At 42.8% G+C, this 16,830-nt stretch carries 14 protein-coding genes and 2 pseudogenes; all 16 read left to right on the plus strand.

Features of this window, described 5'->3' with window-relative positions:
• Window positions 1–38: 38 nt before the first annotated feature.
• The 16 genes and pseudogenes from QMQ21_RS16280 (at window position 39) to purB (ending at window position 16,809) form a co-directional block, all read left to right on the plus strand.
• Window positions 39–3,764, plus strand: a complete 3,726-nt coding sequence (locus QMQ21_RS16280) for a phosphoribosylformylglycinamidine synthase (protein WP_261035418.1) — start codon at window positions 39–41, stop codon at window positions 3,762–3,764.
• A gap of 93 nt (window positions 3,765–3,857) precedes the next feature.
• Complete coding sequence (gene purF, locus QMQ21_RS16285) at window positions 3,858–5,300, plus strand: amidophosphoribosyltransferase (RefSeq protein ID WP_049544726.1); 1,443 nt, start codon at window positions 3,858–3,860, stop codon at window positions 5,298–5,300.
• Between the two features lie 322 nt (window positions 5,301–5,622).
• A complete protein-coding gene (gene purM, locus QMQ21_RS16290) occupies window positions 5,623–6,645 on the plus strand; it encodes a phosphoribosylformylglycinamidine cyclo-ligase (protein WP_004259149.1) in 1,023 nt (340 codons plus the stop codon).
• Entirely contained in the window at window positions 6,642–7,193 is a 552-nt protein-coding gene (gene purN, locus QMQ21_RS16295; RefSeq protein WP_261814813.1) for a phosphoribosylglycinamide formyltransferase, read from the plus strand. The genes purM and purN overlap by 4 nt, the downstream gene beginning before the upstream one ends.
• Before the next feature lie 44 nt (window positions 7,194–7,237).
• Window positions 7,238–7,702, plus strand: coding sequence for a GNAT family N-acetyltransferase (locus tag QMQ21_RS16300; protein ID WP_261035415.1), 465 nt, complete (start codon window positions 7,238–7,240; stop codon window positions 7,700–7,702).
• A gap of 1 nt (window position 7,703) precedes the next feature.
• A pseudogene (locus tag QMQ21_RS16305) lies at window positions 7,704–7,857 on the plus strand (bifunctional phosphoribosylaminoimidazolecarboxamide formyltransferase/IMP cyclohydrolase); the annotation flags it as partial.
• Window positions 7,858–7,922: 65 nt separating this feature from the next.
• Window positions 7,923–8,066, plus strand: a pseudogene (locus tag QMQ21_RS16310) (formyltransferase family protein); the annotation flags it as partial.
• Window positions 8,067–8,149: 83 nt separating this feature from the next.
• Window positions 8,150–8,659: a VanZ family protein gene (locus tag QMQ21_RS16315; RefSeq protein WP_061759852.1), complete on the plus strand. Its 510-nt coding sequence runs from the start codon at window positions 8,150–8,152 to the stop codon at window positions 8,657–8,659.
• Between the two features lie 24 nt (window positions 8,660–8,683).
• On the plus strand, window positions 8,684–10,231 hold the full coding sequence (purH, locus tag QMQ21_RS16320) for a bifunctional phosphoribosylaminoimidazolecarboxamide formyltransferase/IMP cyclohydrolase (RefSeq protein ID WP_261035413.1): 1,548 nt from the start codon (window positions 8,684–8,686) through the stop codon (window positions 10,229–10,231).
• Window positions 10,232–10,352: 121 nt separating this feature from the next.
• Entirely contained in the window at window positions 10,353–11,615 is a 1,263-nt protein-coding gene (gene purD / locus QMQ21_RS16325; protein WP_000772239.1) for a phosphoribosylamine--glycine ligase, read from the plus strand.
• 94 nt (window positions 11,616–11,709) lie between these two features.
• Complete coding sequence (locus QMQ21_RS16330) at window positions 11,710–11,826, plus strand: phosphoribosylaminoimidazole carboxylase (protein WP_261035412.1); 117 nt, start codon at window positions 11,710–11,712, stop codon at window positions 11,824–11,826.
• A gap of 31 nt (window positions 11,827–11,857) precedes the next feature.
• On the plus strand, window positions 11,858–12,349 hold the full coding sequence (gene purE, locus QMQ21_RS16335) for a 5-(carboxyamino)imidazole ribonucleotide mutase (RefSeq protein ID WP_000165493.1): 492 nt from the start codon (window positions 11,858–11,860) through the stop codon (window positions 12,347–12,349).
• Complete coding sequence (purK, locus tag QMQ21_RS16340) at window positions 12,336–13,427, plus strand: 5-(carboxyamino)imidazole ribonucleotide synthase (protein WP_261814814.1); 1,092 nt, start codon at window positions 12,336–12,338, stop codon at window positions 13,425–13,427. Before purE ends, purK begins: the two co-directional genes overlap by 14 nt.
• A gap of 9 nt (window positions 13,428–13,436) precedes the next feature.
• Window positions 13,437–13,664, plus strand: a complete 228-nt coding sequence (locus QMQ21_RS16345) for a phosphoribosylaminoimidazole carboxylase (RefSeq protein ID WP_261035410.1) — start codon at window positions 13,437–13,439, stop codon at window positions 13,662–13,664.
• Entirely contained in the window at window positions 13,661–15,430 is a 1,770-nt protein-coding gene (locus tag QMQ21_RS16350) for an RNA-directed DNA polymerase (RefSeq protein WP_261035409.1), read from the plus strand. The genes QMQ21_RS16345 and QMQ21_RS16350 overlap by 4 nt, the downstream gene beginning before the upstream one ends.
• An 80-nt stretch (window positions 15,431–15,510) precedes the next feature.
• Entirely contained in the window at window positions 15,511–16,809 is a 1,299-nt protein-coding gene (purB, locus tag QMQ21_RS16355) for an adenylosuccinate lyase (RefSeq protein WP_049515826.1), read from the plus strand.
• Window positions 16,810–16,830 lie beyond the last annotated feature (21 nt).

The following is a 16,830-nucleotide window of genomic DNA, read 5'->3' on the forward strand; positions in this document are numbered from 1 at the left end:
GGAACATTGCAAGAGCTGAAATAAAGGAATAAGGATTGATGGATAAACGTATTTTTGTTGAAAAAAAGGCTGATTTTCAGGTTAAGTCAGAGAGTTTGGTGAGAGAACTCCAGCATAACTTGGGGCTTTCAACTTTGAAAAGTATTCGCATTGTGCAAGTGTATGATGTGTTTGACTTGGCAGAGGGCTTGTTTGCGCCTGCAGAGAAACACATCTTCTCTGAGCAGGTGACAGACCATGTCTTGGATGAAGCGGCTGTGCAGGCGGATCTTGCTAACTATGCTTTCTTTGCCATTGAAAGCCTGCCAGGGCAGTTTGACCAGCGTGCAGCATCTTCGCAGGAAGCCTTGCTTTTACTAGGAAGTTCGAATGATGTAACGGTTAATACAGCCCAACTTTACTTGGTGAATAAAGATATTGATGCGACTGAGTTGGAAGCGGTCAAGAACTATCTGCTCAACCCAGTTGATTCTCGTTTCAAGGACATCACGGTAGGGATTGCCAAGCAGGAGTTTTCAGAGTCAGACAAAACCATTCCGAAATTGACTTTCTTTGAAAGCTATACAGCAGAAGATTTTGCCCGCTACAAGGCTGAGCAAGGGATGGCTATGGAAGTGGATGATTTGCTTTTTATCCAAGACTACTTCAAGTCAATCGGGCGCGTGCCAACTGAGACAGAGCTCAAGGTTTTGGATACTTACTGGTCTGACCACTGCCGTCATACGACTTTTGAGACAGAGTTGAAACACATAGACTTTTCAGCTTCTAAATTTCAAAAACAATTACAGGCAACCTACGACAAGTATATTGCCATGCGCGAGGAGTTGGGACGTACGGAAAAACCTCAAACCTTGATGGATATGGCTACTATTTTCGGTCGATATGAGCGTGCTAATGGACGTTTGGATGATATGGAAGTGTCAGATGAAATCAATGCTTGCTCAGTCGAAATCGAAGTGGACGTTGATGGTGTGAAAGAGCCATGGCTCCTCATGTTCAAGAACGAAACCCACAACCACCCAACAGAGATTGAGCCATTTGGTGGGGCTGCTACCTGTATTGGTGGAGCCATTCGTGACCCATTGTCAGGACGTTCATACGTTTATCAGGCAATGCGGATCTCAGGTGCCGGTGATATTACAGCACCGATTTCGGAAACTCGTGCTGGTAAACTGCCGCAACAAGTTATTTCTAAGACAGCGGCTCATGGTTATTCTTCATATGGTAACCAAATTGGGCTTGCGACGACCTATGTTCGTGAATACTTCCACCCAGGCTTCGTTGCTAAGCGTATGGAGTTGGGTGCCGTTGTCGGTGCTGCTCCTAAGGGCAATGTTGTCCGTGAAAAACCGGAAGCGGGTGATGTCATTATCCTCCTTGGAGGTAAGACTGGACGTGATGGTGTCGGTGGTGCGACAGGCTCTTCTAAAGTTCAAACAGTTGAGTCTGTAGAGACTGCTGGTGCTGAGGTTCAAAAAGGGAATGCCATCGAAGAACGTAAGATTCAACGCCTTTTCCGTAATGGCGATGTCACTCGTCTGATCAAGAAATCTAATGACTTTGGGGCAGGCGGTGTATGTGTGGCTATCGGTGAATTAGCAGACGGTCTTGAAATTGATCTAGACAAAGTGCCATTGAAATACCAAGGTTTGAACGGTACCGAAATTGCCATCTCTGAATCTCAAGAACGGATGGCTGTGGTGGTTCGTCCTGAGGATGTAGATGCCTTCGTTGCTGAATGTAACAAAGAGAATATTGATGCTGTTGTGGTTGCGACAGTAACTGAAAAACCAAATCTAGTCATGCACTGGAATGGTGAAACCATTGTCGACTTGGAACGTCGTTTCCTTGACACCAATGGTGTGCGTGTGGTCGTCGATGCTAAGGTTGTGGACAAGGATGTCACACTCCCAGAAGAACGTCAAACATCTGCTGACACACTTGAAGCAGATACCCTTACGGTTCTATCTGACCTCAACCATGCGAGTCAAAAAGGCTTGCAGACTATCTTTGACTGCTCTGTTGGACGCTCTACGGTTAATCACCCACTTGGTGGTCGCTACCAACTTACACCAACTGAGGCTTCTGTGCAGAAGTTGCCAGTTCAACACGGTGTGACTCATACTGCTTCAGTCATTGCTCAAGGTTTCAATCCACATGTAGCTGAATGGTCTCCATACCATGGTGCTGCCTATGCGGTGATCGAAGCAACTGCTCGTTTGGTTGCTGCTGGTGCCAACTGGTCTAAGGCTCGCTTCTCTTACCAAGAGTACTTCGAGCGCATGGACAAGCAAGCTGAGCGTTTTGGTCAGCCAGTAGCTGCTCTTCTAGGTTCAATCGAAGCACAAATCCAACTTGGTTTGCCATCTATCGGTGGTAAGGACTCTATGTCTGGTACTTTTGAAGAATTGATCGTACCGCCAACCTTGGTAGCCTTTGGGGTGACGACGGCAGATAGCCGTAAGGTCCTCTCTCCAGAGTTCAAAACTGCTGGTGAAAATATCTACTACATCCCAGGTCAAGCCCTTTCTGCAGAAATTGATTTTGACTTGATTAAGTCTGACTTTGCTCAGTTTGAAGCCCTTCAAAAGGCTCACAAAGTAACATCTGCATCGGCTGTCAAATACGGCGGTGTGCTTGAAAGTTTGGCCCTTGCTACCTTTGGAAATCATATCGGTGCAGAGGTAACTTTGTCTGAACTTGAAACAGCTTTGACAGCTCAATTAGGCGGATTTATCTTCACATCGCCTGAAGAAATCGCTGGAGTAGAGAAGATTGGTCAAACGAAAGCAGACTTTACACTGACTGTAAACGGTGTGAAGCTAGATGGACACAAGCTTGACAGTGCTTTCCAAGGCAAACTGGAGGAAGTTTACCCAACAGAATTTACTCAAGCTAAAGAACTTGCTGAAGTACCAGCTGTGGTATCAGATGTTGTGATTAAAGCAAAAGAAAAGGTTGAAAAACCTGTGGTCTACATCCCAGTCTTCCCAGGAACCAACTCGGAATATGACTCAGCTAAGGCCTTCGAAAAAGAAGGTGCAGAGGTTAACTTGGTGCCATTCGTGACCTTGAATGAAGAAGCCATTGCCAAGTCAGTTGAAATCATGGTTGACAACATCGGCAAGGCTAATATCCTTTTCTTTGCAGGTGGATTCTCAGCTGCGGACGAGCCAGATGGCTCGGCTAAGTTTATCGTTAACATCCTGCTCAATGAAAAAGTGCGTGTAGCTATTGATAGCTTTATCGCCCGTGGTGGCTTAATTATCGGTATCTGTAATGGATTCCAGGCCTTGGTCAAATCAGGTCTTCTTCCATACGGAAACTTTGAAGATGCTACTAGTACTAGTCCAACTCTTTTCTACAATGATGCCAACCAGCACGTAGCGAAGATGGTGGAAACTCGTATTGCCAACACCAACTCGCCATGGTTGGCTGGGGTGCAAGTGGGCGATATCCATGCTATTCCTGTTTCACACGGTGAAGGGAAGTTTGTCGTGACGGCTGAGGAATTCGCTGAACTCCGTGACAATGGACAAATTTTCAGCCAATATGTTGACTTTGATGGAAAACCAAGTATGGATTCTAAGTACAATCCGAATGGTTCTGTCCATGCCATCGAAGGAATTACCAGCAAGAACGGCCAAATCATCGGTAAGATGGGACACTCAGAACGTTATGAAGACGGTCTTTTCCAAAATATCCCAGGCAATAAAGACCAGCACCTGTTTGCGTCGGCGGTTAAATACTTTACTGGAAAATAAGACTTACAGATTTTCTAATAGATAGTATCAGTAATGTAAAAGTCATGTAGATTTAGCTCTTGGTGCTACACAAATAAAAATTAGGTATATAAAATGACATACGAAGTAAAATCTCTTAATGAAGAATGTGGTGTTTTCGGTATCTGGGGACATCCAGATGCTGCTAAATTGACCTATTTTGGTCTCCATAGTCTTCAGCACCGTGGTCAAGAGGGGGCAGGAATCCTTTCCAATGACCAAGGGAAATTAAAGCGGCATCGCGATATGGGGCTTCTATCAGAAGTCTTCAGAAATCCTGCTAACTTAGATAAATTGACAGGAACTGGTGCGATTGGGCATGTGCGTTATGCGACTGCTGGCGAAGCTTCTGTAGATAACATCCAGCCCTTCCTCTTCCGTTTTCACGATATGCAGTTTGGTTTGGCACATAATGGAAATCTGACCAATGCAGCCTCTCTCAAGAAAGAACTAGAACAAAGAGGAGCGATTTTCAGCGCGACTTCGGACTCGGAAATCTTGGCCCACCTCATTCGTCGCAGTCATAATCCTAGCCTGATGGGCAAAATCAAGGAGGCGCTCAGTCTAGTTAAAGGTGGCTTTGCCTATATCTTGCTGTTTGAAGATAAGTTAATTGCTGCTCTTGACCCCAATGGTTTCCGTCCGCTTTCTATCGGGAAAATGGCCAACGGAGCAGTGGTTGTTTCATCTGAAACCTGTGCTTTTGAGGTTATTGGTGCTGAATGGATTCGTGATTTGAAGCCAGGTGAGATTGTGATCATTGATGACAAGGGAATCCAGTATGATAGCTATACAGATGATACCCAGTTAGCAATCTGTTCTATGGAGTATATCTATTTTGCTCGCCCTGATTCTAACATTCATGGTGTCAATGTTCATACGGCACGTAAACGTATGGGTGCTCAATTGGCGCGTGAATTCAAGCATGAGGCGGATATCGTGGTCGGTGTGCCCAATTCTTCCCTCAGCGCGGCTATGGGATTTTCTGAAGAGTCCGGGCTACCAAATGAAATGGGCCTCATCAAGAACCAATACACCCAACGTACCTTTATCCAACCGACTCAAGAATTACGGGAGCAAGGGGTGCGGATGAAACTCTCTGCTGTTTCAGGCGTTGTAAAAGGCAAGCGTGTGGTTATGATTGATGACTCTATTGTACGTGGAACAACCTCTCGTCGGATCGTTCAACTCTTGAAAGAAGCGGGTGCGACTGAGGTTCACGTTGCCATTGGTAGTCCAGCGCTAGCTTATCCATGCTTCTACGGGATTGATATCCAGACCCGTCAGGAGCTGATTGCGGCCAATCATACGGTCGAAGAAACTCGTCAAATCATTGGAGCGGACAGTCTGACATACCTTTCTGTTGAAGGTTTGATTGAGTCGATTGGGATTGAAACAGATGCGCCAAATGGCGGTCTCTGTGTCGCTTACTTTGACGGTGACTACCCAACACCTCTCTATGACTATGAAGAAGATTATCGTAGAAGTTTGGAAGAAAAGACCAGTTTTTACAAATAGATGACAGATTTTCCATTAAAAAAAAGTAACAAATAGATGACAAATAAGAATGCTTATGCCCCACGTCTCACTACTGACTAAAAGCTAAAGCATTTGTCAGTAGACGCTTTCTCCTATGGGGCAAAGCTAGAACCCTGACTAGTATTTTTATACTCTTCGAAAATCAAATTCAAACCACGTCAGCTTCACCTTGCCGTACCCAAGTACAGCCTGCGGCTAGCTTCCTAGTTTGCTCTTTGATTTTCATTGAGTATTAGATAAAATAATTGTTTATCTAAAAATACGTCGCAGTCTTTCCCAAAAAAAGAAAAGGAAAAATAAAATGGCAAATAAAAATGCGTACGCTCAATCTGGTGTGGATGTTGAAGCGGGTTATGAAGTTGTTGAACGGATCAAAAAGCACGTGGCTCGTACGGAGCGTGCAGGTGTCATGGGAGCACTGGGTGGCTTTGGTGGTATGTTTGACCTTTCAAAGACTGGGGTTAAAGAACCCGTCTTGATTTCAGGAACTGATGGTGTCGGAACCAAGCTCATGCTGGCTATCAAGTACGACAAGCACGATACCATCGGTCAGGACTGTGTGGCCATGTGTGTCAATGATATCATTGCTGCAGGTGCGGAGCCACTCTATTTCCTTGACTACGTAGCGACAGGGAAGAATGAGCCAGCTAAACTAGAGCAAGTAGTTGCTGGTGTAGCAGAAGGTTGTGTGCAGGCAGGGGCTGCCCTCATCGGTGGGGAAACAGCTGAAATGCCTGGCATGTACGGCGAAGATGACTATGACTTGGCTGGCTTTGCGGTCGGTGTGGCTGAAAAATCTCAAATCATTGACGGTTCAAAAGTGGCAGAGGGAGATGTTCTTCTTGGACTTGCTTCAAGTGGGATTCATTCCAATGGTTACTCTCTCGTCCGTCGTGTCTTTGCGGATTACACAGGTGAGGAAATCTTGCCAGAATTGGAAGGCAAGCAACTCAAGGAAGTTCTTCTTGAGCCGACTCGTATCTATGTCAAGGCTGTTTTGCCACTCATCAAGGAAGAGTTGGTCAACGGCATTGCCCACATCACTGGTGGTGGCTTTATCGAAAATGTCCCTCGTATGTTTGCAGCTGACTTGGCTGCTGAGATTGAGGAAGACAAGGTTCCAGTTTTACCGATTTTCAAAGCCCTTGAAAAATACGGTCAGATCAAACACGAAGAAATGTTTGAAATCTTCAATATGGGTGTGGGACTTATGCTAGCAGTTAGCCCTGAAAATGTAATTCGTGTCAAGGAATTGTTGGATGAACCAGTCTATGAAATTGGTCGCATCGTCAAGAAAGAAAACGAAAGTGTCATCATCAAATGAAAAAAATAGCGGTTTTTGCCTCTGGTAATGGCTCAAATTTTCAGGTGATAGCGGAACAATTTCCAGTAGAGTTTGTCTTTTCAGACCATCGTGACGCCTATGTGCTCGAACGTGCAGACAAGCTCGGCGTTCTGTCCTATGCTTTTGAACTCAAGGAGTTTGACAACAAGGCAGACTACGAAGCGGCCCTTGTCGAACTCTTGGAAGAACACCAGATTGACTTGGTTTGCCTAGCAGGCTACATGAAAATCGTTGGACCAACCTTATTGGCGGCTTATGAAGGTCGGATTATCAACATTCATCCAGCCTACCTGCCAGAATTTCCAGGAGCTCATGGGATTGAGGACGCTTGGAATGCTGATGTGGATCAGTCTGGTGTGACCATTCACTGGGTGGATTCCGGAGTGGATACAGGTAAGGTCATCAAACAAGTGCGTGTACCACGGCTATCTGATGATACCATTGACAGTTTTGAAGAACGGATTCATGAAGCAGAGTACAAGTTGTATCCGGAAGTATTGGATAGTTTGGGAGTGGAGAGAAGATAAGAAGTAAATCAAATTTTGATTGTGCAATTTTGCTAGGAGAAAAAATGATTGAGATAAAATTAGTAGATGAGAGCAGTTTTCAGGCAGTGCTGGATTTGAAAATATTTGAAGCTGATGAACAAGCACGTTTCGTGTCTCCAAATGTACGCTCTTTAGCTGACGCATGGCTCTACCGAGAGAATGGGGATGTGTTTCCAATGGCAATTTATTGGAATGAGCTTGTAGTTGGTTTTCTCCTGTTGGAAATAGATAAGGATGAAGCGGAATACTTTATCTGGCGGATAATGATTGGCCAGCAGTACCAAGGAAGAGGTTATGGACGAAAAGCCGTGGAAGTTCTGATCAAAAAGGCTCAGATGGATAGCGCTTGCAATCATATTATCGCAGATTATGTGGTTGGAAATGAAAAAATGAAGCACCTGTTGACTAGTTTGGGTTTTCAAGAAACAGGATTTATAGAAGAAAATAATGAAGTCGCTATGCGCTTGGACCTAAAGAAAGAGGAATAGAATGACGAAAAAAGCATTAATCAGTGTCTCAAACAAAGCGGGCATTGTTGAATTTGCCCAAGAACTTAAAAAAACTCGGTTGGGACATCATCTCAACAGGTGGAACCAAGGTTGCCCTTGATAATGCTGGGGTGAGCACCATTGCCATTGATGATTCATATGATATCTTTGATTCAAAATTGGAGTCAGTGATTGTTGAAGACGGCTTCAAACGGAGGTATCGGGTGTGGATACAGGCAAGGTTATCAAACAAGTTCGTGTGCCACGGTTAGCTGATGATACGATTGACAGTTTTGAAGATCGGATTCATGAGGCAGAGTATAAGTTGTATCCAGAAGTAGTGAAGGCTCTATTTACAGATTGACTTTTTGATGATTCATATGATATCTTTGATTTAAAATTGGAGTCAATGATTGTTGAAGACGGCTTCAAACGGAGGTATTTGTAATGTTAGAATCTAAAAAAACAACTCGATATGTATTTTATGTCTATCTGATGTTATTAACTTGGGGAATCTTATTTAAGTTTGAGACCAATCCTGAATTTATAGCATTTTTCTTAGCTCCAAGGTACATCAATTGGATTCCATTTTCAGAACCACTAATAGTAGATGGAAAAATTGTTTTTGCTGAAATGTTATTTAATCTGATTTCCTTTATTCCATTAGGTGTTTGTTTCCCTCTGATAAAAACTAATTCATCTAGTTTAAAAATAGTCGGGACAGGTTTCTTGATTAGTCTATTGTTTGAGTGCTTACAGTATATTTTAGCAATAGGTATAACAGATATCACGGATTTGACTTTAAATACGCTAGGTGTTTGTGTAGGCTTACTGATTTATCAAATTTTTATAAGAGTGTTCAAATCACAGACTAGAAAATGGGTCAATATCTTAGGTATGCTTAGCCTTGGTTTTGCTTATCTTGTTTTACTGTTACTGCATTTAATTGGTGTTTAACTAATGATTAAAAAGGAGAATATAATGACTAAACGCGCCTTAATCAGCGTCTCAGACAAAGCGGGCATTGTTGAATTTGCCCAAGAACTCAAAAAACTTGGTTGGGATATTATCTCGACAGGTGGGACCAAGGTTGCCCTTGATAATGCTGGGGTGAACACCATTGCCATCGATGATGTGACTGGTTTTCCAGAAATGATGGACGGTCGTGTTAAGACCCTCCATCCAAATATCCATGGTGGACTCTTGGCTCGTCGTGACTTGGATAGTCACCTTCAAGCAGCCAAGGATAATCAAATTGAGCTTATCGACCTTGTTGTGGTCAACCTCTATCCTTTCAAGGAAACGATTCTCAAACCAGATGTGACGTACGCTGATGCGGTTGAGAACATCGATATCGGTGGGCCATCTATGCTTCGCTCAGCAGCGAAGAATCATACCGGCGTAACAGTTGTGGTAGACCCAGAGGATTATGCTGTAGTTCTTGACGAATTGTCAGTCAACGGCGAAACCACTTACGAAACCCGTCAACGTCTGGCAGCCAAGGTTTTCCGTCACACAGCGGCTTATGATGCCTTGATTGCAGAGTATTTTACAGCTCAAGTGGGTGAAAGCAAACCTGAAAAGCTCACTTTGACTTATGATCTCAAGCAAGCCATGCGCTATGGGGAAAATCCTCAGCAGGATGCGGACTTCTACCAGAAAGCTTTGCCGACAGACTACTCGATTGCTTCAGCGAAACAGCTCAATGGGAAAGAATTGTCATTCAATAATATCCGTGACGCTGATGCGGCCATTCGTATCATCCGTGATTTTAAAGACCGTCCAACCGTTGTGGCTCTCAAACACATGAACCCATGTGGAATCGGTCAGGCTGATGACATCGAGACTGCTTGGGACTATGCTTATGAGTCTGATCCAGTTTCTATCTTTGGTGGGATTGTCGTTCTCAACCGTGAGGTGGATGCTACGACAGCTGAGAAGATGCATGGTGTATTCCTTGAAATCATCATTGCACCAAGCTATACGGATGAAGCGCTAGCCATTTTGACCAATAAAAAGAAAAACTTGCGTATCCTTGCCTTGCCATTTGATGCTCAAGAGGCTAGCAAAGTGGAAGCAGAATACACAGGTGTAGTTGGTGGACTTCTTGTGCAAAATCAAGACGTGGTGAAAGAAAGCCCGGCTAACTGGCAAGTGGTGACCAAACGTCAGCCAACTGAGACAGAAGCGACAGCTCTTGAGTTCGCTTGGAAGGCTATCAAGTACGTCAAATCGAACGGTATCATCATCACCAACGACCACATGACACTTGGTGTTGGCCCAGGTCAAACCAACCGTGTGGCTTCTGTTCGTATTGCCATTGACCAAGCTAAAGACCGTCTTGACGGCGCTGTGCTTGCTTCGGATGCCTTCTTCCCATTTGCGGATAATGTGGAAGAAATCGCCAAAGCAGGTATCAAGGCTATCATCCAGCCAGGTGGGTCCGTCCGTGATCAGGAATCCATCGAAGCTGCTGACAAATACGGCTTGACTATGGTCTTCACAGGAGTGAGACATTTTAGACATTAAGAACGTTAAAGGGAAGAAAACAGTTTCTTTCCTTTTTTTGCTTTAAAAGCGAAACGAAACAAGATTAAAACGAACGTTTATGGTATAATATTAGTAAATAATTCGCAAAAGAGGTTGAAAGATGAAGCTGTTAGTTGTCGGTTCGGGTGGTCGTGAACATGCCATTGCTAAGAAGTTGCTTGAGTCAAAAGAGGTAGAAAAGGTTTTTGTTGCTCCTGGAAATGATGGGATGACTCTGGATGGTCTGGAATTGGTAAATATCTCTATTTCCGAACATTTTAAATTGATTGACTTTGCAAAGGCCAACGATATTGCTTGGTCATTTATCGGGCCAGATGACGCCCTTGCGGCTGGTATCGTGGATGATTTCCATGCAGCTGGTCTCAAAGCCTTTGGTCCGACTAAGGCTGCGGCTGAACTTGAGTGGTCTAAGGATTTTGCCAAGGAAATCATGGTTAAATACGGCGTTCCGACAGCAGCCTATGGCACATTCTCAGATTTCGAGGAAGCTAAGGCCTATATCGAAAAGCAGGGTGCGCCTATCGTAGTCAAGGCGGATGGCTTGGCGCTTGGGAAGGGTGTCGTCGTTGCTGAGACAGTCGAGCAAGCGGTCGAAGCCGCTCATGAGATGCTTTTGGACAATAAATTTGGTGACTCAGGTGCGCGTGTGGTTATTGAGGAATTCCTTGAAGGAGAGGAATTTTCACTCTTTGCCTTTGTCAATGGTGATAAGTTCTACATCATGCCAACGGCTCAGGACCACAAACGTGCCTACGATGGCGACAAAGGGCCTAACACGGGAGGTATGGGAGCATATGCGCCAGTTCCACACTTACCACAGAGTGTGGTTGATACAGCGGTTGACACCATTGTCAAGCCAGTCCTTGATGGCATGATTAAAGAAGGGCGCCCTTATCTGGGTATCCTTTACGCAGGACTTATCTTGACAGCTGATGGACCTAAGGTCATCGAGTTTAATGCTCGCTTCGGAGATCCAGAAACTCAGATTATCTTGCCTCGTCTGACCTCTGATTTTGCCCAAAATATTACGGATATCCTCGATGGCAAGGAGCCAAACATCACCTGGACGGACAAGGGTGTGACGCTTGGTGTAGTTGTCGCATCAAACGGTTACCCGCTAGAATATGAAAAGGGTGTTGCATTACCGGCAAAAACCGAGGGAGATATCATCACCTACTATGCAGGGGCTAAGTTTTCGGAAAATAGTAGAGCGCTGCTATCAAACGGCGGACGTGTCTATATGCTCGTCACCACAGCAGCCACCGTCAAAGAAGCCCAGGACACCATCTACCAAGAATTCGCCCAACAAAAAACAGAAGGCCTCTTCTACCGAACAGATATCGGAAGTAAAGCTATTCGATAAAGGTATAAGAAAAAAGCGATGCAGTCGTCAAGTACGTTAATAGTCGTTTGATTTGCGAGCGTTAGCGAGCTAATATAGAACAATCACCGCTGTTGTGCAAGAACGATTGAATGACAATCCAATCGTTCAGGGAAATTGGAAGACCTTGGGCTTCCGATTTAGGCATGAGACACCTTTGGTGGCTGCTGCCGTCCCTCACAACCTAAGGTGATTGAAAAAAGAAAGGAAAGAAAAGGAAAATCATGACCAAACCAATTATTTCCATCATCATGGGCTCAAAATCCGACTGGGAAACCATGCAAAAAACAGCAGAAGTCCTAGACCGCTTCGGTGTAGCCTACGAAAAGAAAGTTGTCTCTGCCCACCGGACACCAGACCTTATGTTCAAGCATGCCGAAGAAGCGCGTAGTCGTGGTATCAAGGTCATCATCGCAGGTGCAGGTGGCGCAGCTCATTTGCCAGGTATGGTCGCAGCTAAAACAACCCTTCCAGTCATTGGTGTGCCCGTAAAATCGCGTGCCCTTAGTGGTGTGGACTCGCTCTACTCTATCGTCCAGATGCCAGGTGGAGTGCCTGTCGCAACTATGGCTATCGGTGAAGCAGGTGCGACCAATGCGGCTCTCTTCGCCCTTCGTCTCCTATCAGTAGAGGATCAGTCTATCGCGACAGCACTGGCAGATTTCGCAGAGGAGCAAGGAAAAATCGCAGAGGAGTCGACAAATGAGCTCATCTAAAACAATCGGAATTATCGGTGGCGGCCAGCTGGGTCAGATGATGGCTATCTCTGCTATCTACATGGGGCACAAGGTTGTAGCGCTGGATCCTGCGGCAGATTGCCCGGCATCTTGCGTGGCGGAAATCATCGTGGCGCCTTATAATGACGTGGATGCTCTGCGTCAGTTGGCTGAGCGTTGCGATGTCCTCACCTATGAGTTTGAAAATGTCGATGCTGACGGTTTGGATGCGGTTATCAAGGATGGACAACTCCCTCAAGGGATAGATCTGCTCCGCATTTCCCAAAATCGCATTTTTGAAAAGGACTTTCTTTCAAACAAGGCTCAAGTCACTGTAGCACCCTACAAGGTTGTGACTTCAAGCCAAGACTTAGCAGATATCAACTTGTCGAAAAACTATGTTCTCAAGACTGCGACAGGTGGCTACGATGGGCATGGGCAAAAGGTCATTCGCTCAGAAGCAGACTTGGAAGAAGCCTATACACTAGCAGATTCAACAGACTGTGTCTTGGAAGAATTTGTCAACTTTGACCTTGAAATTTCTGTTATCGTGTCAGGAAATGGCAAGGACGTGACGGTTTTCCCAGTTCAGGAAAATATCCACCGAAACAACATTCTTTCAAAAACCATTGTGCCAGCCCGTATTTCAGAAAGTCTAGCTGAAAAAGCAAAAGCCATGGCAGTGAAGATTGCTGAACAGCTTAACCTGTCTGGAACCCTCTGTGTGGAAATGTTTGCGACGGCTGATGACATCATTGTCAATGAGATTGCCCCGCGTCCACACAATTCAGGACACTACTCAATCGAAGCCTGCGACTTTTCACAATTTGACACTCATATTCTTGGTGTTCTCGGAGCACCATTACCAGCCATCAAACTGCATGCCCCAGCTATCATGCTCAATGTTCTCGGCCAACATGTCGATGCTGCTGAAAAATATGTCACAGAAAATCCAAGCGTCCATCTCCACATGTATGGTAAAATAGAAGCAAAGCACAACCGCAAGATGGGACATGTGACTTTGTTTAGTGATGCGCCGGATAGCGTGGTTGAGTTTGGGAAAGGGATAGATTTTTAGGAGAAACCTATGATTCATATTATTGTCAACGCATTTGTTGAAAAAGAGAAGACTGGAGCAGTCGTCGAAGTCTTGTATGCTAGTAGCGATCACGAAAAAGTGAAAGCTAAGTATGAAGAGTTAGTTGCACGATACCCTGAAAACTATTTAGCTATCTATGATCTACCGTTAGATACGGATTTGAATACACTAGATCACTATCCATCTGTGTTTATTGAGAAAGAGGAATTTGAGTGACTTTATTAGAAGATATTTATAATGAAATCTTTAAGCCAGAGTATCTAATTAAATATGGTTATTTTTCTTATAAAAAGAGTAAAGAGAATGATTCAGATGATGATAGTTATTTTAAAACAGAAACATTTTATAGAATGTTCAACTTAAACCAACTTTCTCAAATAGCTATTTATAGCTTGCCATCTCATTTTGATATGACAATTACGGAACCGATATACTTTAATATTCCTAAAAAAGGTTTGATTAGAAGACAGTATAAACTCCCAAATTTATACAGCTATACTAACTTGGTTAAGTATATGTGTGATAATAAAAGAGAGTTTATTGATATTTTTTTAGAAAATAGCTTTTCAACATCTAAGTTTTTTGATTCTCCTAAATATAAATATGCTGTCACAGAAGAAATAAAATCAAAATTATTATACTCTGGAAACAAACAGCTACATCTTGATTTATCTAATTTTTATCACACTTTATATACTCATAGTATTCCTTGGATGCTAATGGGGAAAGCTACTGCAAAATTAAGTAGAAGTGGAGGTTTTGCTAACGATTTGGATAAATTAATTGAAGCTTGTCAATATGGAGAGACACATGGTATTCCAACGGGGAATTTAGCTTCAAGGATTATAGCTGAGTTATTCATGTGTTATTTTGATAAAGAAATAGAGAAAAAAGGATTTAAATATGCTCGTTATGTTGATGATTTCACCTTTACGTATTCTATGGAATCAGAAAAAGAGGAATTCTTAGAACAAGTGAACTTATTATGTAGAGAATATAACTTGTACTTAAATTCAGAAAAAACTATTATTGAGGATTTTCCACAAAATAATAGCAGAAGTAAATTAAAAATTTTTAGTTTTTTCGATAACTGTGATTTTATAACAAAAAAACCGGCAGAGCAACGAGATTTAATTAATAATTATTTGGATCTATGTATTACTGAGGAAAGTAGAGGAAATAAAGGGGCGTTAAAGATTATTTTTTCAGGTCTTCAAAGAAGTATTGTATATTTTGGTAATCTATCAGAAAATAGAATTGATGAGTTGTTTCTTTATATCAATCCAAAGACAAAAACATCGTTATTAGAAAAGATATTTGATATTTCCATAAAAAAACCAGAATTGACCAATAGATTCATGGATTTGTTTGAAGATTTGTTTACAAGCTCTAAACTTAAAGCAGGTGCAAAAAAAATAATTCAGAAATATTTTGAAGAAAATACTAGAAATTTAATATCTAAAATTTATTATTATAAAAAGAATAATTTTAGTCAGGAATTTTATCAAATTTTACTTTATATAGTGCAATTTAATATAAATACAAGAGGAATTATATCTAAAAAAAGTCTATTATCTTTGATAGATGAGAGGGTAGATGATTTTTCGCTTTGCTTATTAACTATTATTTATATAAAACGGAAGTTAGATATTAAAGATTTATTAGATAAAATAAATAACTTGCTAGAAGAGACTTATAGAAATTATGCAAATCAATCACGATTTTCAGGAAAATTCTGGTACTATAGATATTTTATATATTATTTAATAAAAAATAATATAATTAATGGTGCAATAGTCAGGTCATATTTGAGAAGCAAAGGAATTCAATCAGGAAGATATGGTTATAAGTCGGAACTAAACGCTAACTACATTTTTACCCAGGGGAATCAACAAAATATAAATAGTTTTTACAAAGATTTGCTTGATTTAAATGTTACCTTGGTTGATTGCGGGAAAAATCAAGACTTTATATATTTTTAGTTTTATATACTTTCCCTAAGTATAAAATAAATTAGAGTTGTCTTTAGCTGTTAGAAATATCGAAAGGAAAAATTAACAACATGATTGAACGTTACTCTCGCCCTGAGATGGCGAATATTTGGAGTGAAGAAAACAAATACCGTGCTTGGCTTGAGGTGGAAATCTTGGCTGACGAGGCATGGGCTGAGTTGGGGGAAATCCCTAAGGAAGATGTGGCTTTGATTCGCGAGAAAGCGGACTTTGACATCGACCGTATTTTGGAGATTGAGCAGGAGACGCGTCACGATGTGGTTGCCTTCACACGTGCAGTTTCTGAGACGCTTGGTGAAGAGCGCAAGTGGGTCCACTATGGGTTGACTTCTACCGACGTGGTGGATACGGCCTACGGTTATCTTTACAAGCAGGCCAACGACATCATCCGTCGTGACCTTGAAAACTTCACCAACATCATCGCTGATAAGGCTAAGGAGCACAAGTTTACCATCATGATGGGGCGTACCCACGGTGTGCACGCTGAGCCTACAACCTTTGGTCTGAAATTGGCGACTTGGTACAGCGAAATGAAGCGCAACATCGAGCGTTTCGAGCATGCGGCTGCTGGTGTGGAAGCTGGTAAGATTTCTGGTGCGGTTGGGAACTTTGCCAACATCCCACCATTCGTTGAGCAATATGTCTGCGATAAACTGGGTATTCGTGCCCAAGAAATCTCTACACAGGTGCTTCCTCGTGACCTTCACGCTGAGTACTTTGCAGTTCTTGCTAGCATTGCGACTTCTATCGAACGTATGGCGACTGAGATTCGTGGTTTGCAAAAATCAGAACAACGTGAAGTGGAAGAATTCTTTGCTAAAGGGCAAAAAGGTTCATCTGCAATGCCTCACAAACGCAACCCTATCGGTTCTGAGAACATGACAGGTCTAGCGCGTGTTATCCGTGGTCACATGATTACTGCCTATGAGAACGTAGCTCTCTGGCACGAACGTGATATCTCTCACTCATCAGCTGAGCGCATCATTACACCAGATACGACTATTTTGATTGACTACATGCTCAACCGTTTTGGAAATATTGTCAAGAATTTGACAGTCTTCCCAGAAAACATGATCCGCAACATGAACTCGACTTTTGGTTTGATTTTCAGTCAACGTGCTATGTTGACCTTGATTGAAAAAGGAATGACCCGTGAGCAAGCCTATGACCTGGTACAACCAAAAACAGCCTACTCTTGGGACAATCAAGTAGACTTTAAACCACTTCTTGAAGCAGATCCAGAAGTGACATCACGTTTGACACAAGAGGAAATCGACGAAATCTTCAACCCTCTTTACTACACTAAACGAGTGGATGATATCTTTGAACGTCTTGGACTTGGTGACTAATTCACAAATATTGAATATAAA

Source organism: Streptococcus bouchesdurhonensis (assembly GCF_948472335.1).